16 protein-coding genes, 1 riboswitch and 1 other annotated feature are annotated in these 23,108 nt (G+C 33.2%); of the genes, 5 read left to right on the forward strand and 11 right to left on the reverse strand.

From position 1 onward, the window contains the following. Positions 1–45: 45 nt before the first annotated feature. The 5 genes from sufU to sufC are packed head-to-tail and all read right to left on the reverse strand — an operon-like array spanning position 46 to position 5,043. Positions 46–471 carry a Fe-S cluster assembly sulfur transfer protein SufU gene (sufU, locus tag ACJDUH_RS13525; protein WP_406765733.1) on the reverse strand — a complete coding sequence of 142 codons (426 nt, stop codon included), beginning with the start codon at positions 469–471 and terminating at the stop codon, positions 46–48. Then, a complete protein-coding gene (locus ACJDUH_RS13530) occupies positions 461–1,699 on the reverse strand; it encodes a cysteine desulfurase (RefSeq protein WP_406765734.1) in 1,239 nt (412 codons plus the stop codon). The genes sufU and ACJDUH_RS13530 overlap by 11 nt, the downstream gene beginning before the upstream one ends. Continuing rightward, a complete protein-coding gene (gene sufD / locus ACJDUH_RS13535; protein ID WP_406765735.1) occupies positions 1,692–2,837 on the reverse strand; it encodes a Fe-S cluster assembly protein SufD in 1,146 nt (381 codons plus the stop codon). Before sufD ends, ACJDUH_RS13530 begins: the two co-directional genes overlap by 8 nt. Positions 2,838–2,851: 14 nt before the next feature. Continuing rightward, positions 2,852–4,267 (reverse strand): Fe-S cluster assembly protein SufB, encoded by a 1,416-nt coding sequence (gene sufB / locus ACJDUH_RS13540; RefSeq protein ID WP_406765736.1) that lies wholly within the window; start codon positions 4,265–4,267, stop codon positions 2,852–2,854. Positions 4,268–4,302: 35 nt separating this feature from the next. After that, complete coding sequence (gene sufC, locus ACJDUH_RS13545) at positions 4,303–5,043, reverse strand: Fe-S cluster assembly ATPase SufC (RefSeq protein ID WP_406765737.1); 741 nt, start codon at positions 5,041–5,043, stop codon at positions 4,303–4,305. A 340-nt stretch (positions 5,044–5,383) separates the two neighbouring features. Further along, positions 5,384–5,552, forward strand: a riboswitch (M-box (ykoK) riboswitch). Positions 5,553–5,723: 171 nt separating this feature from the next. Here sufC and ACJDUH_RS13550 point away from each other — a divergent pair. From ACJDUH_RS13550 to ACJDUH_RS13560, 3 genes are all read left to right on the forward strand, one after another. Next, positions 5,724–5,849, forward strand: a complete 126-nt coding sequence (locus tag ACJDUH_RS13550; RefSeq protein WP_406765738.1) for a hypothetical protein — start codon at positions 5,724–5,726, stop codon at positions 5,847–5,849. A gap of 81 nt (positions 5,850–5,930) precedes the next feature. Next, entirely contained in the window at positions 5,931–7,649 is a 1,719-nt protein-coding gene (locus ACJDUH_RS13555) for an ABC transporter permease (RefSeq protein ID WP_406765739.1), read from the forward strand. A 23-nt stretch (positions 7,650–7,672) separates the two neighbouring features. Then, a complete protein-coding gene (locus ACJDUH_RS13560) occupies positions 7,673–8,980 on the forward strand; it encodes an ABC transporter ATP-binding protein (RefSeq protein WP_406765740.1) in 1,308 nt (435 codons plus the stop codon). Positions 8,981–9,022: 42 nt separating this feature from the next. On the opposite strand, the gene ACJDUH_RS13565 is transcribed toward ACJDUH_RS13560, so the two are convergent. The 4 genes from ACJDUH_RS13565 to ACJDUH_RS13580 form a co-directional block, all read right to left on the reverse strand. Next, on the reverse strand, positions 9,023–9,991 hold the full coding sequence (locus ACJDUH_RS13565; RefSeq protein WP_406765741.1) for a carbohydrate kinase family protein: 969 nt from the start codon (positions 9,989–9,991) through the stop codon (positions 9,023–9,025). A 16-nt stretch (positions 9,992–10,007) separates the two neighbouring features. Then, the gene (locus ACJDUH_RS13570) at positions 10,008–10,238 is read right to left on the reverse strand and encodes a hypothetical protein (RefSeq protein ID WP_406765742.1); all 231 of its coding nucleotides are present in this window, start codon (positions 10,236–10,238) and stop codon (positions 10,008–10,010) included. Between the two features lie 128 nt (positions 10,239–10,366). Next, a complete protein-coding gene (gene metG / locus ACJDUH_RS13575) occupies positions 10,367–12,301 on the reverse strand; it encodes a methionine--tRNA ligase (RefSeq protein ID WP_406765743.1) in 1,935 nt (644 codons plus the stop codon). Positions 12,302–12,418: 117 nt separating this feature from the next. Beyond that, positions 12,419–12,675, reverse strand: a binding site (T-box leader). 47 nt (positions 12,676–12,722) lie between these two features. Next, positions 12,723–16,007: an SNF2 helicase associated domain-containing protein gene (locus ACJDUH_RS13580; RefSeq protein ID WP_406765744.1), complete on the reverse strand. Its 3,285-nt coding sequence runs from the start codon at positions 16,005–16,007 to the stop codon at positions 12,723–12,725. A gap of 156 nt (positions 16,008–16,163) precedes the next feature. Here ACJDUH_RS13580 and ACJDUH_RS13585 point away from each other — a divergent pair, with 156 nt between their 5' ends. Together ACJDUH_RS13585 and ACJDUH_RS13590 are read left to right on the forward strand one after the other, a co-directional pair. Continuing rightward, positions 16,164–17,564, forward strand: a complete 1,401-nt coding sequence (locus tag ACJDUH_RS13585) for a DUF2334 domain-containing protein (RefSeq protein ID WP_406765745.1) — start codon at positions 16,164–16,166, stop codon at positions 17,562–17,564. 80 nt (positions 17,565–17,644) lie between these two features. Continuing rightward, on the forward strand, positions 17,645–20,572 hold the full coding sequence (locus ACJDUH_RS13590) for an insulinase family protein (RefSeq protein WP_406765746.1): 2,928 nt from the start codon (positions 17,645–17,647) through the stop codon (positions 20,570–20,572). Positions 20,573–20,608: 36 nt separating this feature from the next. On the opposite strand, the gene ACJDUH_RS13595 is transcribed toward ACJDUH_RS13590, so the two are convergent. Then, entirely contained in the window at positions 20,609–22,270 is a 1,662-nt protein-coding gene (locus tag ACJDUH_RS13595) for a putative ABC transporter permease subunit (RefSeq protein WP_406765747.1), read from the reverse strand. Then, the gene (locus tag ACJDUH_RS13600; protein ID WP_406765748.1) at positions 22,263–22,988 is read right to left on the reverse strand and encodes an ABC transporter ATP-binding protein; all 726 of its coding nucleotides are present in this window, start codon (positions 22,986–22,988) and stop codon (positions 22,263–22,265) included. Before ACJDUH_RS13600 ends, ACJDUH_RS13595 begins: the two co-directional genes overlap by 8 nt. Positions 22,989–23,108 lie beyond the last annotated feature (120 nt).

Consider the following 23,108-nt stretch of genomic DNA (forward strand, 5'->3'; position numbering starts at 1 on the left):
GTGGCATGGGGACGTTGCGTGGCATCAAAAACGTCCCCGTACCCCTTATTTACCTATTGCTTCCTTTAGTGTGTGCCAAGCAAGCACAGCACATTTTACTCTGGCAGGCATGTTGGATATATTTTTAAGTACCATGGCATCTTCTAGCTTTTCAAGTTCTACGTCATCTGTAATTTCTCTTTTTATCATGCTTATAAAGGTTTCAACCAAGTCTAAAGCTTCTTCCTTTGATTTTCCTGTAATTAGGTCTATCATCATGGAGGTTGAAGCTTGAGATATGGCACAGCCGCTGCCAGTGAAGGCTGCTTCTTCTATAATGTCTCCATTAAATTTTACCTCTAAGGTTATATCATCTCCACAGCTTGGATTATGCCCTCTTTCACAGGCGTCAACATGATCTAAATGCCTTCTATTATGTGCGCTTTGGCTATGCTCCATAATAAGTTCTGTGTAAATTTGACTAAGATCCATAACCTAACCACTTCCTTACGCTTTTTAAACTTTCTATAAATATATCTATTTCTTTTTTTGTATTGTAAAAATAAAAGCTTGCTCTTGAAGTTGCTGGTGCTCCCAGGTATTTCATAAGAGGCTGTGCACAGTGATGTCCAGCTCTTATAGCTACTCCATAGGTATCTACAATACTTGCTGTATCGTGAGGATGACAACCATCTATACTAAAGGATATTACTCCACCTCTGTTTTCTAAATCAGTTGGTCCATAAATTTTAATATTGGGAAGCTCCCTCATTTTTTCTAATGCATAGCCTGTAAGCTGAAGTTCATATTCATGAATTTTATCAAGGCCTATACTCTCTAAATAGTCTATGGCCCCTGATAAGCCTACAGCTCCTTCCACGTTTTGAGTACCTGCTTCAAATTTAAAGGGAAGCTCTGCAAAGGTAGTATCCTGCTCCTCAACGTATTCTATCATATCTCCACCCATTAAGAATGGAGGCATTTTTTCAAGTAAGCTTTCCTTTCCATAAAGTACTCCAATTCCCATAGGAGCTAACATCTTATGACCGGAAAATACAAAGAAATCTGCATCTATAGCTCTTACATCCACCTTCATATGTGGTACTGCCTGAGCTCCATCTACTATTACTACTGCTCCCTTTGAATGTGCATACTCAGCTACTTCACGTACAGGATAAATAGTTCCAAGCACATTTGACATAAAGGCAAGACTCACAAGCTTTGTCTTATCTGTTATTTTTGCCTTAACTTCCTCCATAGTAAGCCTATAATCACTACTTAAATACATAAACTTTAAAACTGCACCTTTAGCTTTAGCTACCTTCTGCCAAGGCACCAAGTTGCTGTGATGCTCGGATATGCAGAGTACTATTTCATCGCCTGTATTAATAAAGTTCATGCCATAGGAATAAGCTAATAAATTTAAGGACTCTGTTGCATTTTTTGTAAATATTATTTCCTTTGTAGAAGCTGCATTTATAAATTTTCTTACCTTTTCTCTAGTGTTTTCATAATCCTCTGTAGCTTTAACAGAAAGATAATGAGCACCTCTATGTGGGTTCCCATTATGCAGATGATGATAAGCACTCATAGCTTCTAATACCTGTATTGGCTTATGGGTAGTAGCTGCATTATCAAGGTAAACTAATGGTTTATCATTTACAGTTTGAGAAAGAATAGGAAAGTCTTTTCTTATTTCATCAACCTTGAATTCACGCATTTAAAAGCCTCCTGTGTATTTCCTCACTGATAATATTTCTTAAATCTTCTAGAGGAATTTTATCTATAATTGGCGCATAGGAAGCCTCTATTATAAGCTTCTTTGCCTCTTTTTCATCTAGCCCGCGGCTCATTAAATAAAACAATTTATTACTGTCTATCTGCCCTGCACTTGCTGCATGCTGGCCTTGAACATCATCTTCTCTGCAAAGGAGCAGTGGTATGGCATCTGATTTAACAGTTTTATCTAAAAGAATAGCAAATTCTTCTTCATTTCCCTTAGAGCTTACGGCTCCTTTTTTAAAATCAAGGGTGCCTCTAAATACTTTTTTAGCTTTATCCTTTAAGGCTCCTCTTGTTTCTATATTGCTTATACTTCTTCTGCCTCTATGATTCATTAAGTAGCTTAAATCAACATTTCTATCACCATCGGCAAAATATATAGAGCTAATATTTGCCTCACTATTTTCTTCATCTAAATTATTAACATAATTGGTAACGCTGTTTTTAGCTCCAAGTTCAATTTGCAGCCAGTTTACCTTTGCATTATAGCCGCTGTAAGCTATGTGAGAGTCGAAGTGATAGCTTTTATCATTCATCCTCTGAACCTTTATTACATTGACTATAGAGTTGTCCTTTGCATAAACTTTAATAACTCCATTATGGAAGGCTTCTGCCTTATCATCCGTACTGTAATCTATAACTAGGGTAATTTCACTGTTTTCTTCAGCAACTATAAAATTCAAGTCCATTACCATAGGATTTTCATTATCCATGTTATATGAAAGCCTAATAGGCTCAGTTAACTTTGCATTTTTAGGAGCATGCACATAGATTCCTGTGTTATAATGTTTTTCACCAAGTGAAGTGAACTCTTCTGAAACCCCATAGTTTTCTTCCTTATTAATAAAATATTTTATATTTTCATTAGACTTTAGCTTAGAATTCATCTTTTTAACTATAACATCTTTGAAGTCCATTTCATTAATATAGGACTTATTATAAGCTGGAATCTGAGAAAGCTTAATATCTTTTAAATTTAACTCATTAACCTTAAGCCATCTCCAAGTTATAACTGGGAGGGTATTTAAGGTTTTACTTTCTTTTTCATTGAATTTAGTTAAAGTACTATTAGTCATTAACCGTCCCTCCTTTATCCAATTGCACCTTCAAGTTCTATTTTAATTAAATTATTCATTTCAACTGCATATTCTAGTGGAAGTTCCTTAGCTATTGGCTCAACAAAGCCTCTTACTATCATAGCTTTAGCTTCCTTTTCACTTATGCCTCTGCTCATCAGATAAAATATAGCTTCATCGCTAATTCTACCTATCTTTGCTTCATGTCCAATATCCACTTCATCATTCATCAAATCAATTACTGGAATGGTATCTGATCTGGATATATTATCAAGCATTAAGGATTCACAGGCTACTGTGGCTTTAACATGATGAGCATTTGGTGCTACTCTTAGTGCTCCTCTATAAAGTGCTACTCCTCCATCCTTAGATATGGACTTTGAATTTACATTTGAAGTGGTATAAGGTGCTGCATGCACAACCTTACAGCCTGTATCTAAGTGCTGACCTTTTCCTGCAAAAGTAACTCCTGTAAATTCTGCTCTAGCCCTTTCTCCTTTAAGTATACTCATTGGATAAAGCATGGAAACCTTTGAGCCGAAGGAGCCTGAAACCCATTCTATTAGTCCGTCCTTTTCAACTATGGCTCTCTTAGTATTAAGGTTATACATATTCTTAGACCAGTTTTCTATGGTGCTGTATCTAAGTCTTGCACCTTCCTTTACAAATAGCTCCACGCAGCCGGCATGAAGATTATTTACGTTATACTTTGGTGCCGAACAGCCTTCTATAAAGTGAAGCTTTGCACCCTTTTCAACTATAATTAATGTATGTTCAAACTGTCCTGCTCCCGGTGCATTTAATCTAAAATAGGATTGTAGTGGAATATCTACCTGAACCCCTTCCGGAACATATACAAAGGAACCACCTGACCAAACCGCTCCATGAAGGGCTGCAAATTTGTGATCGCTAGGAGGTACACAGGTCATAAAGTATTCTTTAACTATATCCTCGTAATCTCTTATGGCAGTTTCCATATCTGTATAAACAACACCCATTTTAACTAAATCTTCTCTAATGCTGTGGTAAACCACCTCTGAATCATATTGTGCACCAACACCAGCAAGAGATGTTCTTTCAGCCTTTGGTATACCTAGAAGATCAAAGGTTTTTTTAATATCCTCAGGTACCTCCTCCCACTTGCCCTTCATCTCTGTATTTGGCTTAACATAGGTTACAATATTCTCCATATGAAGATCAGTTAGATCTGGTCCCCAAGGGGGAGTATCAATGTTGTTGTATATTTCAAGAGACTTTAATCTAAAATCAGTCATCCATTGAGGCTCATTTTTTTCCTTGGAAATCTCCATAACAATTTCCGGAGTTAAACCGCTGTCAGCCTTATAGCTAAAATTAAAATCATTTTTAACATCGTAAATGCCTCTATCTAAATCATCTATATAAGTTTTCTTTTTAATTTTCTCTTCCATGTAATTACCTCCTTTATTGAATCTAATCTCGCTGATTACTCCTTATAGCTCTCATACCCATTTGCTTCTATTTCTTTTGCTAAAGAGAAATCTCCTGTTTTAACTATTTTTCCATCTACAAGAATGTGTACATAATCTGGTTTTAAATAATCTAATATTTTATTGTGATGAGTTATTATAAGTATGGAGTTTTCGCTGTTTTTAAGTGCATTTACTCCTTGTGACACAATTCTTATGGCGTCTACATCAAGTCCTGAATCAGTCTCATCTAAAATAGCAAGCTTAGGTTCAAGTATGGCCATTTGTAGTATTTCATTCTTTTTCTTTTCACCGCCGGAAAAACCTAGATTTAAATATCTCTCAGCATATTCTTCTTTCATTTCAAGCAGCTCCATCTTTTCCTTTAAGGCTCTTTTAAAGGATAGAATCTTTAAAGGTTTTCCTGTAACCGCCATCTTAGCAGTTCTTAAAAAGTTTTCTACAGTTACACCAGGAATTTCTTCTGGATATTGAAAGGATAAGAAAATCCCTTTTTTAGCTCTTTCATCTGCCTTTAATTCATTTATTTCTTCATTTTCAAATAAGATCTTACCATCAGTTATTTTATATTTTGGGTGTCCCATTAGTGTATTAGCTAAAGTAGATTTTCCCGCTCCGTTTGGTCCCATTATTACATGAACTTCACCTTTTTTAATTTCTAAATTTAAACCCTTTAAGATTTCCTTACCTTCTATTTCAGTTTTTAGATTTTCTATTTTTAAAAGCTTCTCTTCCATTTTAATTCTCCTTTATATCCGACTAATTTACTATGATTTAATTATAAAATTTATTTCCAATCATTACTGTGATTGAAATCAAATTTTAATTATTATATAATATATCCGATAATTTTACTCGGATTACATGATTAAGTATATCTTACTATTTTGCTCTGGATTCGTCAAGTATTAAGACTTCAGTTATTATTCCTACTCAGCATTATCCGTGTATTGTAAAAAAGTATTTAATAATAATTGAAAAACTGTTGACCATAATGAATTATGGCCATATAATGAAGGTGTAAGATTGATATAAAATGATAATATACATTTTATATTAAACTTAATGTACATAATTTAATAATCTTGTTAGGTGAGGTTACTGTATTAGACACACGCTACTGCCCAGAAATGTCGAGAGACGCCAATGGGTCAGCAGGTACTACCGGATTAAGGTTTTACCTAATGTAGCTGAGTAAACATCTCTAAGCTATACAGTGCTAAAACTCAACGAGTGGAGAAGGTTTTATTTGATTCGTTTTGAGAATCTCTTCGCTTGTTGCGAAGAGATTTTTTATTTTATGTGAAATTCAAGAAGCTAAATGATTAATAATCATTTAGGGTAAAAAAGGATACCAGGAGGCTGAACAATTGATAATTGTTCAGTACAGTATAAGGAATACAGGAGGGGATTGGATATGGACGATGGTCCTTATAATAGTAATTTAATAAGCCGAATTAAGAAATTTAGTACCATAACCATAGCCAATCCCTATTTTACATATAGGTTTGTTATGGAAGGAGTTAAAGTTCATAAAAAATGAAGTTTAATTAAATTACTATGAAATGTGTTTATTTTAATTAATATTACAAATTATAAATACAAATCATAGGAGGATTTTAAGATGAAAATTACAGCAAATATTATTAAAAGGAAATTTGGACTACTTGATATTATTATATTTTTAGCAATAATTGGCCTATTATATATTTTTGTCTCACCAAGTATTAACCATGCTGCCAGTGGACAAAATATAGAAATTTCAACTAGTCTTTCAAAGCTTCCTATTTATGCTTTAAAGTCAATTGGGCGAATGACAGCAGCCTATATTTTATCCTTGCTGTTTACCTTCATATATGGGTATGTAGCCGCTCATAATGAAAGAGCAGAGAAGCTTTTAGTACCTATACTTGATATATTGCAATCAATTCCTGTACTATCATTTTTACCCGCAGTTGTCTTGGGATTAATATCAGTATTTCCCAGTAGCAACGTAGGAATTGAGCTTGCTTCAATTATTCTTATTTTTACTGGGCAAGCGTGGAATATGACCTTTAGTTTTTATCATTCAATAAAAATTATACCTAAGGATCTGAAAGAAGCAACTAGGGTTTTTCAATTAAATAAATGGCAGCAATTTAAAACACTAGAGCTTCCATTTTCAGCTATAGGTCTTGTTTGGAACAGTATGATGTCTTGGGCAGGTGGCTGGTTCTTTCTTATGGCATGTGAAATGTTTACTTTAAAGGGTAAAGATTTTAGACTTGAAGGGCTAGGTTCATACCTTCAAACTGCAGCTAATAAGGGAAATACAAAAGCACTTTTATGGGGATTATTTACATTGATTTTAGTAATTGTACTTTTAAATGAACTAGTTTGGAAGCCTGTAACTGTATGGGCAGACAAATTTAAAGTAGAGCTTACTGAAAATGATGAAAAATCTCATTCCTTAATTCTTACAATGATAAGGCGTTCAGTTATTATTGAATTTATATCAGAAAAGATAATTAGTAAAATCAGCTTTAGAATAAACAATGCTATTGATAAAATGGTAAGTAAACTTAGTACCAAAAAAAATGAAAAGTCCAGCCTTTTAGGAATGTCTATTAAATGGCTGGTACGAATTCTAGCAATTATTATATTTGCCTATTCACTATTTAATGCTTTAAAACTTATAATTACCGTTTCCCCTAATGACTTAAGTAAGCTTCCTAAAGCCGCTCTTGCCACATTATTAAGAGTTTTAGCAGCACAGCTTATAGCACTAATATGGACGGTACCAGTTGGTGTTGCTATTGGAATGAATAAAAAATTGGCAAATATACTTCAGCCAATCATACAAGTTATAGCTTCAGTTCCTGCTACAGCACTATTTCCAGTAGTATTAGGCTTTTTTATGAGTGCAGTAGGAGGCCTGAACATAGCTTCAGTTTTCTTAATGTTAATGGGAACCCAGTGGTATATATTGTTTAACGTAATTGCAGGAGCAATGGCTATACCAGATGATTTAATTGCAGCTAGTAAAACCTTTAGTCTTAAGGGTTTTAAGAAGTGGAAAACATTAATACTTCCAGCAATATTCCCTTATTTAATAACAGGAATGATCACAGCCACAGGCGGCTGCTGGAATGCTAGTATAGTATCTGAATATGTAAACTTTGGCAGCAATTCTGTTAGTACTGTTGGTCTTGGAGCCTTAATATCAGATGCCACTAATAAGGGCGATTTTCCAATGCTTTTACTTAGCACTATTATTATGTGTGTAGTGGTAGTCAGCTTTAATAAATTGATATGGAAAAGATTATATACCTTATCGGAAGTTAAATATAAAATAGAGCTTTAATAGAAATAGGAGGAGGGATAATAATGGCTAAAGAATTTATAAAAGTAAATGGAATAACAAAATATTTTGGTGGTTCTGATAAACCAACAATTGAAAATATAAACATAAATATTAATGAAGGTGAATTTGTTGCGATTCTAGGGCCTTCTGGCTCTGGTAAATCTACAATTTTAAGAACAGTAACAGGGTTAATTCAGCCAGATAAGGGTGAAGTTATATTTGATGGAAAAAGAGTTAATGGGGTAAATCCATATGCCTCAATAGTTTTTCAAAGCTTTGCATTATACCCATGGTTAACAGTACTTGAAAATGTAGAACTTGGACTAAAAGCCAAGGGATTTCCTAAAGACTATGCTAGACAAAAGGCAGAAGATTTAATAGATTTAATAGGCTTAGATGGCTTTGAGGAAGCCTACCCTAAAGAACTATCCGGTGGTATGAGACAAAGAGTTGGTTTTGCTAGAGCACTAGCTGTTGAGCCTAAACTTTTATGTCTAGATGAGCCTTTTTCAGCACTGGACTTTTTAACAGCTGAGAATCTAAGAACTGAACTTATAGATTTATGGACAGATAAAAGAATGCCAATTAGAAGTATTATTATGATAACTCATAATATAGAAGAAGCTGTGCTTATGGCTGATAAAATTATTATATTAAGCAAGAATCCAGCCAGGGTTATTAAAGAATTAAAAGTTGATCTTCCTCATCCAAGAAATAGAAAGTCTCCAGAATTTGAAAGCATCAGTGATACTATTTATAATATATTAACTAGAGGAAGATTAGATGAAAAGGCGGAAAAGGAAGCCGTTGAAGTTGTAAATGGAAATAAAGGGACCATGGAAAAGCCTGTGTTAATACCAAAGGCATATATAGGTGTAATGTCAGGGCTTCTAGAACTTATAGATGATAATGATGGTAAAATGGATATTTACCAGCTAGGCAGAGACCTATTAATGGAGATTGATGATTTGCTGCCAAATATAGAAGGAATCTGTATGCTGAATTTTGCAGAAATAAAAGAGGGGGATATTCTAATTACAGAGCTTGGTAAAGAATTTGTTGAAGCTGATATCGATGATAGTAAATTAATATTTAAAAATCAAATCAAAAACATTTCAACCTTTAGAGTTATTGAGAATGTCCTAAATAGTAAGAAAAATAAAACTATGAAGGAAGAATTTTTTGAAGAGTTATTTATGCAGCATTTTTCAACTTATGAGGTAGAAAATACTATGGACCCAATTATTGATTGGGGCAGATATGCTGAATTATTTAATTTTGATCATGATTCCAGAGAATTATATATTGATATTGAGGATAATTTAATGTAATTTGGCAAAGGGTGGTACGAGACTATTTCACGTACCACCTAATTAATTGCATTTTATTAAATTCAAAACTTCCTGCTTATCAGGCATAACCCGAAGTGCTCCCTTTTTAGTAGTAATCAGTGATGCAGCAGCATTAGCAAATGTAAGCATTTCTGCTAGGTTATCCTCTGAAAGATTATCTAGTCCATGCTCTAGTACATAATTTATAGTACAACCAAAGAAAGTATCTCCAGCACCAGTAGTTTCAATGGTGTTTTTCTGAAGGAAGGCAGGCTTTTCTACCTTTAAATTTTTATAAAATGCAATACTGCCCACCTGTCCAAGGGTTACCAATATAAGAGGAATAGAATATTTGCTTTTTAGTAATTCTGCAGCTGCATATATATCCTTAACTCCAGTAATGAATTCAAGCTCTTCTTCTGAAATTTTTAATATATCACATTGCTCCATTCCAAAGAGCATTTGTTCTTTAGCTAGGTTAAGTGATGTCCACAGCGGTTCTCTTAAATTTGGATCAAAAGTGATTATCAGCTTATTTTCTTTTGCAATAGTAATTGCTTTTTTAGTAGCTTCTTTAACCTTTTCATCTGTTAAAGAAAGTGTTCCAAAATGAAAAATCTTTGAAGACTTTATTAAATCTTCACTCACATCTTCTTCTGATAGCATCATATCTGCGCCAGGCCTGCGATAGAAGGAGAAGTCTCTGTCCCCATTTTCAAAGGTGTGAACGAAAGCTAAAGTTGTATGCACTTCCTTATCAAAAATCAAATTAGCACTATTTATGCCCACTTCATCTAAAGCAGCTTTTAAAGTATATCCGAATTGATCATCTCCAACCTTTCCAATGAAAGCTGTTTTTTTTCCCAGCTTTGTAAGCATTGCCAATACGTTGCAGGGTGCACCCCCTGGGTTTGCTTCATATAGCTGATTTTCTTGAGCACTAGTGCCATTTTGCGTAAAGTCTATTAATAGTTCACCAAGAGCTACTACATCATATATTTTTTTACTCATTTTTTCCCTCCTTATTTTAAACGCTTCTCTTATTACTACATAAATGATTAACACCAAAAGAGCAAACTAATGATACTAAAGCTTTCACCATCCAGTGGTCGATAAATCCTACTTTAAATTTATCATAAAAACGAGTATAAAAAGTTACATATCCAGGATATTTAATACCTACCTTAGATGATAAATAGCACCCGATTATAATATAAGTTATAAAAAAAGTTATAAAAAACCACTTATTTAATTTCATATACAGCCCCCCTTAGTTATTATGTAATTACATTATATATCTTATATGTTTGCAGATTCCACAAGATAGATAAAAAATAAAAGACTTTGCCCTAAAGCAAAATCTTTTATTTATATAAGTTTTATTAACTACCTGACCTGGCTTCCAGTAGGCAGTTCTCCAGGAATACTTACAGCAAACAGCTTGCTGTCGTCATCTGTAGCAGCTGCTAGTATCATACCTTGAGATAGCTCTCCTCTTAAAGTAACTGGTTTTAGGTTAGCTACAAGTACTACATATTTTCCTACTAAGTCATCTGGTTTGTAATACTGAGCTATACCAGAAACAACCTGTCTTTCTTCACCAGCTAAATCCACCTTAAGTTTTAAAAGCTTCTTTGCTCCTTTAACTGGTTCGCAAGCTAAAACCTTAACAACTCTTAAATCTAATTTATCGAAATCATCTATTGTAATTTCTTCTTTAAGAGGCTGCATAGTGGGCTTTGGCTCTTCTTTAGCTTCTTCCTTTAAGGCATCTAATTCCTTAAGCTTAGCATCTACATCAATTCTTGGGAAGATAGCATCTCCCTTTTTAACCTTTATATTAGCTTCAGTTCCATCAAAGGCAGCAAGACTATCCCAAGCTGTAAGATTTACATTAAGCTGCTCATTAATCTTTTCAGCAGTTGAAGGCAGGAAGGAGGAAACTAAAACTGAAACAAATCTTAAGGTTTCAGAAAGATTATATAAAACTGTTCCTAGTCTTTCTTTCTTACTTTCTTCCTTTGCTAAAATCCATGGAGTTGTTTCATCGATATATTTATTTGCTCTTCTAATAAGAGCCCAAACTTCTCCTAGTGCCTCTGGAATTCTTAAGTTATCAATATGAGCTTCCACCTTTTTAGGTGTTTCAAGTGCCAGTTCTATAAGTTCATTATCAATAGCATCCTTTGCAGTAGGGGCTGGAATAATACCATTAAAGTATTTTTCAATCATTGCTACTGTTCTTGAAAGCAGATTTCCTAAGTCATTGGCTAAATCAGAATTTACCTTTTTAATAAATATTTCATTGTTAAATAGTCCATCTGAACCAAAAGGTATTTCTCTAAGAAGGTAATATCTTATAGCATCTACTCCAAAGTGCTGTGCTAAAATCACTGGGTCTACCACATTACCCTTGGATTTAGACATCTTTCCACCATCAACTAAAAGCCAGCCGTGTCCAAATACCTGCTTTGGAAGCGGAAGATCTAAAGCCATAAGCATAATTGGCCAATAAATTGTATGGAATCTTATAATGTCCTTTCCTACAAGATGAACATCTGCTGGCCAAAATTTTTCATAAAGTTCTGTATCTTCGCCATTGTAGCCAAGGGCAGTTATATAATTAGATAAGGCATCTATCCATACGTAAACTACATGACCTGGATCAAACTCAAGAGGAACTCCCCAGTTAAAGGAATTTCTTGAAATACATAAATCCTGAAGTCCTGGTCTTAGGAAATTATTTAACATTTCATTTTTTCTTGATTCTGGCTGAATAAACTCAGGATGAGTTTCTATATATTCAATAAGCCTGTCAGCATATTTTGACATTTTGAAAAAGTAAGCTTCTTCAGTTCTTTTCTCTACTGGTCTTCCACAATCAGGACAGTTGCCGTTTACAAGCTGAGTGTCAGTCCAGAAGGATTCACAAGGAACACAGTAATTTCCTTCATAGGCGCTTTTATAAATATCTCCCTGCTCATAAAGCTTAGTAACTATCTTTTGAACTGCTTTTTCATGATAATCATCAGTAGTTCTAATAAACTTGTCATAGCTTATGTTCATTAGTTTCCAAAGGTCTTTAATTCCTGCTACAATTTCATCCACATAGGCCTTTGGAGTAACCCCTTTTGCTTCTGCAATTCTTTGAATTTTTTCACCATGTTCATCTGACCCAGTTAAAAAGAACACCTCATAGCCTGTAAGTCTTTTAAATCTAGCTAAGGCGTCTGCTGCTACAGTAGTATAAGTATTTCCAATGTGAAGGTTTGCTGATGGATAATATATTGGTGTTGTAATGTAAAATGGTTTCTTAGTCATTCTTATCTCCTCCAATTTCATAATTAAATTTTTTCCAATTTCCTCTGCAATATGCATAAGTAATGTCTATAGTGATGTCTCCAATAAAATAAAAAAGTCCCTATGCAGAAAAATCCACATAGAGACGTAATGTACGCGATACCACTCTAATTTATACCTATGTCGCCATAGATAACCCCATAAGTGACTCCGCTTTATAAAAGCTTTTATCACCCTGCAAGATAACGGCTGCTTCCGTATTGTCCTACTTACAATATTTTCTTCAGACAATCTGCTCTGGGGCCATGTTCGTAAATTTTCATACTGCCAGTTTTCACCATATCCAGCTCTCTTTAAGTATTTCCCTTTACTACTCTTCCCATCACTGCATTTATTAATTATTATAATATTCCATTATACTTATTATGTCAATAATGTTTTATTAAACCCTGAATAATTCTTCAATATCCTCCTGTGACATTTGTGAAATTAGACTTTCTTCTGTGCTTTCCTCGCTCATTACAGAATTTATTATGGCCTTTTTCTTTTCCTGGAGATTATATATTTTTTCTTCTATGGTACCCTGTGCAATTAGCTTTATTACCTCTACAGTTTTATGCTGTCCAATTCTGTGAGCTCTGTCTGTAGCCTGCTCCTCAACTGCTGGATTCCACCATGGATCAAAGTGTATTACCACATCTGCACCGGTGAGGTTTAGGCCAGTTCCTCCTGCCTTTAGTGATATTAAGAATACACTGCCTTTGCCCTCATTAAATTCCCTTACTCTAATTCCCCTCTCCTCAATTTTAGTTTGCCCGTCTAGGTATTGATAGCTTATTTGGTTTTTATCAAACCTTTTTGCAATATTTTTAAGTACAGAGGTAAATTGAGAAAATAAGAGTATTCTATGTCCTTCATTGATGCTTTCCTCTAATAAATCATCTAAGGCCATAAGTTTGCCGCTTTCGCTTTTGTAATTTTCAACAAAGGTAGAAGGGTCGCAGCAAATTTGTCTTAGGCGGGTAAGAGTAGAAAGTATTTTAATTTTACTCTTATTAAAGCCCTTTTCTTTAATTTCGCTATCTATTTCACTTTTAGCTTCTGCTATATAGGCTGCGTAGAGCTTCTTTTGCTCCTCTGTCATTTCTACTATGAGTTTATGCTCTATTTTTGGAGGCAGCTCCTTTATTACATCCTTTTTTAGCCTTCTTAAAATAAAGGGTTTAACATGCTTATTTAATTCTTCTAAAGCTGTAATATCTTTATTTTTAACTATTGGAGTTTCATATTTCCTTAAAAATTTATTATGATTTAATAGGTAGCCAGGCATTATGAAATCAAAAATTGACCAAAGCTCAGTTAAAGAATTTTCAATTGGAGTTCCTGTAAGGGCAAAGTAGCCTTTAGCCTTTATTTCTTTTACTGACTGAGCATTAATGGAGGTTGGATTCTTAATTTGCTGAGCCTCATCTAAGATGCAGTACCTGAAACTTATTTCTTTATATTCTTCAATATCCCTTCTAATAAGTGGGTATGAGGTTATAACTAGATCTGCTTCTTCAATTTCCTTTCTTTTTTCTTCTCTTTCATCCTTTGAGCCTGAAATAATCAAGGTTTTTAAATTAGGTGCAAATTTCTCTACTTCACTTTTCCAGTTATAAACTAGTGAACTTGGTGCTATAACTAGGGATGGCTTCTTTTCACCTTCATTTTCTATAACCTCTGCTTCTATAAAGGCTATTGTTTGAAGGGTTTTTCCCAGCCCCATTTCATCTGCCAGTATTCCACCAAAGCCGCAGCTAGCCAAGGTTTTAAACCATTTAAATCCAAATTTCTGATAACCTCTCATTATTTTTTCTAAATGCTCTGGAACCTTAAAATCCAAGTCTTGAACTTCCTTTATATTGTTTACTAGCTCTCTAAATTTTTTATTTCTTTCGATTATCGCTATATTGCTGCCTTTTAAAGCCTGATCCACATAAAGTGCATTGTATTTTGCTAATATTATTTTATCCTTTTCTAAATCAGAATCCTTAACATCTAAATAATCCAACATGCTGCCCATATCCTGCAGTTCCTTACTTTGAAGGGCAACAAAGCCGCCTTTTTTTAGCTTATGGTACTTTTTTCTTTGCCTTAAGGCATCAAGTATGTCCTTTAGCTCACTTTTTTCTACTCCTTCAATATTGAAGGAAAACTCTAAAAGGTCTTCATCATTTAGCTTTATGCTGGATTTTATATTTGAAGAGGTATAGATTTTCATGTTTCTAAAGCTGTCAGAATAATAAACTTCAGCAATTTCCTGAATCTTATTTATACCCTCTGCCAAAAATCCTACTAAAGCTTCCTCATCCATTAAAAGATAATTAGTTTTTGTCTTTTCAAAGCCAGCCGCTTCTAATATTGATGTTAAATGAAGTTCTTTATTAATGTCTCTTACTAAAACCCTGGAGTTTTGTTCCATATCTTTTTCATTAAAGGGACTTATTTCATCTTCTCCATATTTAAATATTATATCGGCAGTAATTCCTTCATTAGGTCTATCTAAATAGATCATGGCACTTAAGGGTTCTTCATAAAGGCTTAATTCAAGTGTCTTATCAATATTAATATTTTTGCTTATATATTTTAAGTTGGGCAATATATAGGAAGCAATTTTGCTTAGTTCCTCTTTATTAAAGGATAAGTTTTGAGTTTTAGATTTATTAATTTCATTAAGAAAAGGAAGATAAACCCTTGATTGCTCACTGCCTACATTATATATATTATTCTCATAAAAAAAATAGCTTCCATCTTCCGTAAGGGGCACAGGAATATCCTTTTCCTGTTTAATAATTAATGAGTCTTTATTAAGTCTAATATCGAATTCTAAGGGCATATTTTCTTCCAGCACAGAAATATTATTAGAAGAAATTTTATTTATTATGGCATCAAAGCTTCTCTTTTTCATAATTTCGAAAAATCTCTTTGTATGAGAATCTGTTAAGTAAATTTTCTTGCCCGAAATTGCTGCTGGTGGCGCACCCCAATACCTAGAAGCAGAACCTCCATTAGAAAACAAAGCATCAAATTCATATATTTCAAGGAGCAAATCAATAAGCTCCTTATCAGCTGCTTTAAATCCTTGATTTAGGGGATTAAAGGTGAAATTCTTTCCATACTCTATCTCTCTATCTTTTTTAAATATTGCTGATAAAAAATCCCTCATACCTCTTACTACATAGGTTCTTTCTTCTCCAACCTTTAGTTCAATTGAGGAAACTCTTTCATATTCAGCCTCAAATTCATATTTCACCTCTAAATTGAGCTCTTTATTGGCCGCCATTTCCTTATTCTTCATAGAGCTTTTAAAATATTCTATAAGTTCCTCCGTTCTTCTGCTTAGGGCTCTATTTTCTTTTTTTAAAATTCTATCCTTTTCCCTTGACCACTTCAAAAGCACTGCCACTGCATGCTTGCATAAGCTATCATTATTTTTTCCATAGCTGCAGTCACAGGCATAACCTAAAGTTCCAAGGTCTTTAGGAATACTTACCTTAACATTGTAACTATCCAAGCCATAGGAGGATTGTACAACTGATTTTACAATCAGCTTTTCCCTGCCATTTATCTCTTCATTCTCAGTATCCAAACTCCTTATTTTATTTCTTAAGTAAACATCCAGGCCCCTAGCAAACGTCACCTTACCTGCTGCCTCTTTAAGCCTATTTTCATCTATATCAAACATTAGCGCACCTCAAATTTTTATTCACAACTTATATTTTATACAAAAAAGCAAAATAATAAAATATATTACCAAATATTTAATTTATATTTTGAAAGTAATTGCTTAAAACAGTCTATAACATTAATATATATATATATAACTAAAATGGAGGATTTTATGAAGAATGTTAAAATTATTATTATTTCCTCAATCAGTGCTATTACTATTTGCACATCACTTTTATTTTTGTTTGAAAAAATAAATAATATAAATAAATTTACTAATAATCATGATCATATTGCTGACACCTATGATTTACATGGGAAAGAAAAAGATGAACATATAACTAATCTTGAAACAAGTATGGAAAAAACTGCTTTAAAGCTCTTTTATGAAGGCAATTCTTTAGATATTGCATCACCTATTTTTATTTTAAGGAATAGTTATTGCCTTCCTTTAGTTGAAACAATAAATAAGTTAAATGGCAGCTCCTTAATTAAAGATGAATTTATAACTATTAAATTTAATAATAAGACAATTGAACTTAATACAAAAAATAATACTTATAAAAAGGATAACAATACTTATTACCTCTTTAAAAGCATTATATCCCAGCACAGCATTACTTATATTTCATTATTTGATTTTACTAATATGTTTGACTTAAAGCCCGTTTTTGAATATGATAAGAATATTGTTATATTTTATAATAACAAAGAAATTTTTCCAGCTTCTGTAAAAGCAAGATCAAAGAAAGAGGCACTTATAAGACTGGAGGATATCTCTGCCGGAAAAACTTATAGATATGATGATGCTGATTCTAAGTATAAACTTAGAATAGTCGCAGATTATTTGTACTCTGAAGGCATACCCTTTCATGTTGCGTGGGTTCCAAGATACATAGATAAAAATAGTGGTTCTAATATAGATAATGACTTAACAATGATAAACTCCATGAACAACGCAGATTTTCTATACACCTTAGATTATTTTATTAATAAGGGAGGCATTATTGGACTTCATGGCTATACACATCAAGCTGGCAATGATAGAAGTATAGACAGCAAAGAGTTTGCAAATCCAAAAGACAAAAATTCATATACAAATGATTTCGCCTTAAATAGGATTAATAGGGCTAAAGAAGATGCAAGACTGTTAGATATTCCCATTGGTTTTTTTGAAGCACCACATTATTCTGCAGCTCCCAATCAACTAAAGATTATGGAAAATAATTTTGATTACCTTTATGAACCATATGTAGGCTCTGGACCAAGAGAAAGCATGAACTTAGTTATAAAAAAGAATGGGAAAAGAACTGTTAAATACATACCTACACCTTTAAATTATTTAGATGGAAAAAGTGATCTTCCAAATATGTTTAAAAAAATAAACAATTTGAAACCAGGGATTATAGCAAGCTTTTTCTTTCACCCAAGCATTGAATTTGAAGACATTAAAATAATAAGAGAAGCAAATGGCTACCCTGCCTATACCTATTCTAAGCAGTCAGCGCTTCATCAGATTATCAATCTTATAGAAAGTAAAGGCTACAGCTTTGAAAGCATTAATAATTTTTAATAAATTTAATAAATTAATAAATATAAGTTCCATATAATGAACATCATAGATTTATATGGTAGTGAAAGGAGAGCTATTTAATGAGTTTAGAAATAAATAAAGTATATAACGGTTTCAAACTTCTTAGAGAAAAACAAATTAAAGAATTAAATTCCACGGCAATGTATTTTGAGCATATAAAATCTGGAGCAAAGCTATTTTATCTTCAAAATGAGGATGATAATAAGGTTTTTTCCATAAGCTTTAGAACTCCTCCGGAGGATAACAGCGGACTTACGCATATTTTAGAGCACTCCGTGCTTTGCGGTTCAAGAAAGTTCCCTTCAAAGGAACCATTTGTTGAGCTTGTTAAAGGATCTCTTAATACCTTTTTAAATGCCATGACCTTCCCAGATAAAACAATGTATCCTGTAGCAAGTAGAAATCAAAAGGATTTCAATAACTTAATGGATGTTTATTTAGATGCTGTATTTTATCCAAATATTTATAAAACTCCAGAAATCATGATGCAGGAAGGCTGGCATTATGAACTTGAAACAAAAGAAGGCGAACTTACATACAAAGGTGTAGTTTATAATGAAATGAAAGGTGCCTTATCTTCCCCTGAATCCATACTTATGAGAAAGGTGCAAGAAGCCCTATTCCCGGATAATTCCTATAGCTTTGAATCCGGTGGAGACCCTGAATTTATTCCGGAATTAACACAGGAGCAATTTATTGCCTTTCATAAAAAATATTATCATCCGATTAACAGCTATATCTTCTTATATGGAGATATGGATATATTAGAAAAATTAAGATTTATTGATAATGAATACTTAAAGGATTTTAATAAGATAACAGTTGACTCTTCTATTAAAGACCAAAAACCTTTTAAAGAAGAAAAAAAGCTTATTTTAAATTATCCCGTATCGGAAAATGAAAAGGAAGAAGATAAGACCTTTTTAAGCTTGAACTTTGCCATAGGAAAAGCAACTGATAAAGAGCTTTATTTAGCCTTTGATATTTTGGAACACCTGCTCCTAGAAACTCCTGCTGCACCATTAAAAAAGGCACTTATAGCTGCAAGGCTTGGCAAGGATGTTTTTGGTTCCTATGACAACAGTGTACTTCAGCCAACCTTTAGTGTAGTTATAAAGAATTCCAATGAAGATAAAATTGAGGAATTTAAGAAAATAGTATATAAAGTCCTAAAGGATTTAGTAACTAATGGTATTGATAAAGCTCTTGTAGAATCTTCAATTAACATAAAAGAATTCCAGCTTAGAGAAGCAGAATTTGAAGGTTATCCAAAGGGATTAATATATGGAATAAAGTGCATGGACAGTTGGCTTTATGATAGCGATCCAGTTATGCACCTAGAATATGAGGAAACTTTAGAAAAGGTAAAGCAGGCCTTAACAACCAATTATTTAGAAAAGCTTATAGAAAAATATCTTTTAAATAACAATCATTGTGCTTTAGTAGTTGTTAAACCAATGAAAGGCTTGTCGGAGAAAAAATCTGAAGCCTTAAGAAATAAGCTTGCTTCCTATAAAACAAATCTATCAGAAGCAGACTTAAATAAAATAATAGAAGAAACTAAAAATTTAAAAAAGAGACAGGAAACTCCTGATAGTCAAAAAGATTTAGAAAAACTGCCCCTTTTATCCTTAGAGGATATAGCACCTGAAGCAGATGTCCTTCCAACTATAGAAAAAAATATTGATGAAACAAAGGTTTTATTTCATCCAATATTCACAAGCGGCATAGGTTATATTAATATTTATTTTGATTCAACTGTAGTTCCTCAAAACAGACTTCCATTCATAAGTCTATTATGCTCAATGCTTGGAAAACTCGGAACTGAAAACTACAGCTATGAGGAGCTTTCAAATTTAATTAACATTAATACAGGTGGAATAAGATTTTCAGGTGATAGCTTTGCTGAAAATGGCAGCAGTAAAACCTATTATCCTAAATTATCTATAAGAGCAAAGGTACTTATAGATAAGCTTCCAAAGTTAATGGAAATCATAAATGAAATTACTAGAAATACAAAATTTGAAGATAAGGATAGAATGCGTGAAATTATTGAAGAGCTTAAATCTCGTATTGAAATGAGAATGCTTCAAAGAGGGCACACTATAGCTTCAAAAAGAGCTACTTCATATTTTTCACCAGTAGCAAAGTATGAAGAAATCTTAATGGGACTTTCCTACTATAAATTCATAACCGATATTGAAAAAAATTATGATGAAAAATTCGAGGAAGTTTCTAAAGTACTTACAATTATGTGCAAGTGCATATTCAATAAGACAAATTTACTTCTAAGCTTTACAGGTGAAGAGAAGGACTACTCAAATTTTGAAGAAAGCTTTAATATCTTATATGGTAACTTAAATGAGGAAGATCTTCCAACTGTACAGTACAGCTTTGATCTTAAGGCTCTTAACGAAGGACTTATGACTTCTTCTGATGTTCAATATGTAGCAAAGGCCTTTAACTTTAAGGAACTTGGATATAGCTATTCTGGCAGTCTTCAGGTCCTAAAAACTATAATAGGCTATGATTATCTATGGAACAGAGTGAGAGTACAAGGTGGTGCATATGGAGCCTTTGCCAGCTTCCAGTGGGGTGGTAACACAGTATTTGCCTCCTATAGGGATCCAAATATAGCTGAAACCTTAGATGCTTACAATAAAGCAGGAAGCTTTGTAAAAGGCTTTAATGCAGATAATAGAGAAATGACAAAATATATAATCGGGACTATTAGTGAGCATGATTCACCTCTTACTCCAGCTATGAAGGGTATAGTTGCTGATGAATATTATATAAGGCACATAAAGCAGGACGATATTCAAAAGGAAAGAGATGAGATATTACATACAAAGGTAGAAGATATTAACTCCTTTTCTCAACTAGTTGAAGAAGCTATGCAGAAAAACTATTTCTGTGTTCTAGGAAACGAAGAAAAAATTAAAGCAAATAGAGAAATCTTTGAAACAACAGTAAGCGTATTTGAATAAAAAAAAGTGGAGATTACCTCCACTTTTTTTATTATTTTAGATATTCTTAAATTTATTAACACCATAGGTGCTTACAAGCCAATACAAAATACAGTCTAGAACTCCGAAAACTATAACTATCGCTCCAAAGGCTTGCCATAAGCCTAATTTAGTGAAAATTATAGCAGCTATAGTTAGGCCTGCTATTACAACACCTAAAAGCATTGTAATAATAACATTCATATTTTGTTTTACAGCTCTTTGTTCATTATCCCAATCCAGCTTTGGATAGGTTAAGTCAATTAAAATTCCTAGAAAAGCTGAAAATAAAACTACTAAAATTGCAATTACAATTAACTGAAGTAATAAATATACTGGCGGTATAAATATTACCATTGCTGCTATTATTAAAAGTCCTACACCTATAAGATTTAACATAATTGCTGATAGTAGTTTAGCAGCTATTTGCTTTCCATAGCTTATAGGCATGTACTTGCATGTAAATAAATTCTTCCCTTCCCTGGATATTGCAGTACAAGCAGTTGGATTTGTAACAGAAACAAATATCATTACTCCGAAAGCAATTGCAATTAAAACTCCAGGAATTACGGGCTGATTAAGAAACGTTCTTGCCGCGTTTAACTGAAGGCCTAGTTTCTTCTCTGAAAACAACGGAATTAATAAAAATATTGGTAATAAGAAAGTTATTAGCACGCAGTTCATAAAGTAGGCTGGTGTCCTATATAAAAGCTTTAGTTCCTTTATAGTATAGGACTTTAAAGCAGAGCTTTGAACAGTGCTTTCATCTAATTCTTTACTGCTGAGCTTCTTCCTCTTTGAGGCTGCTTCCGAAATCCCAATTACTCCCTTAAAATATAGAGCTTCGCCTAAAATTAATAGAACAGCTAAAAGGGCAATTGTAATTACTAAATATAAAAGCATATTTAGTAACCCATTTAAAGTTGTATTAAAGACTAATGCAGTAGTTGCAAGATTAGCAGTTGGAAATAAGCTAGAGGTTGTTTGAATTAAGGAATTATTCCCCTTTGTCATAAGTTCAAGCATTTGCTTTTCATTACTCATACTAGAACCAAGCCTTTGAAAGGCAAAATTAACGCCTAAGGCAATTGCAAGTCCCAATATGCCTGCGATAGTTTTAAAGGCATCTTTATTCTTTGCAAAAGGAGTAAACCTCATAATAATCATACTTATAAAGCTTGCTATTACGAGTGGTACTATAGGCAAGGTTAAAAATACAATTATTAAATATAGGTAAAATACAATTCCAGAGCTGCTTAGAACTCCATAAGTAACACACATAGGAAGCATAAACAATAGTTCTGTTAAATATTCATATATTAGTACCACGGTAAATTTAGCACTCAAAATTGTTGAAGGTTTAAGTGGCAGTGGCAGAAGGCTTTCAATGTCCGAGGAAAAATAAAAAGTAGCCATTACATAAAAAATACCAAAGATAAATACAATTAAACAGGAAGCCACTATTCCAAAGGAAATTATAAGACCTTCCTGACCCATAGTCGCTAGTCCATTATAGGAGGCTGCAGCCATGGCAACAAAGGAGATTATCATTGGTATAAAACCTATGGCAAGTAATACTAAAAGTCCAATAGTTCTTGGGAGCTTCTTTTTGTCCTTTTGTATTAAACTCTCACCAGTGCTTTTAAAAAGTACCTTTGTTAAGGTCAAAAACTTATTCATTTTCAGTAAGCTCCAAGAACATATTCTCTAAGGATTCATTTGATTTAAAGTGCTCCCTCATTTCTTCAAGTGTTCCACAGAATAAAACATTTCCCTTGTTTATAATTGCGACCTTATCACAAATCTTTTCAGCTACTTCTAATACATGAGTTGAGAAAAATACAGTCTTTCCACTTTCAGCATGTTCCCTCATCATTTCCTTTAAGGTAAAGGATGCTCTAGGATCAAGACCAGTCATCGGCTCATCTAACACCCACACAGAGGGATCATGAATTAGTGCGCCCATTAAAACTATTTTTTGCCTCATACCGTGAGAATAGCTTTGTATTTTATCTCCTAGTGCATCAGAGAGCTCAAATCTTCTCGCTAGGTTTTCGATTCTTTCCTTTCGCACTTCTTTAGACACCTCATAAATATCTGCCATAAAGTTTAGATATTCTAAGCCCTTTAGTCTTAAAAACATATCTGGATTATCTGGAACATAGCCAAAATGTTTTTTAGCCTCAAGGGGTTTTTGTTTTATACTTATATCATTTACTTTGATATCCCCGCTGTCTGGATTTAAAATACCAGTTATCATTTTTATTGTTGTGCTTTTCCCAGCTCCATTAGGTCCTAAGAATCCAAACACTAAACCGTTTGGTATTGTTAAATTTAAGTTGTCTACAGCTTTTGTAGTACCGTTGTAGCTTTTACTTACATTACTGATTTCTATCATAATTTTCCCCCGTATTTTCTCTGCTTATAAATATTATTAATACTTACCTACAGAAAATAAATATTATAGTGTTAAATTTTGTAATTATGTAAATACTTTAACAACTATGTCATTATTATA

The organism is Candidatus Clostridium radicumherbarum (genome assembly GCF_045310525.1).
In the GTDB taxonomy this organism is placed as follows: Bacteria; Bacillota; Clostridia; order Clostridiales; family Clostridiaceae; genus Clostridium_AT; species Clostridium_AT radicumherbarum.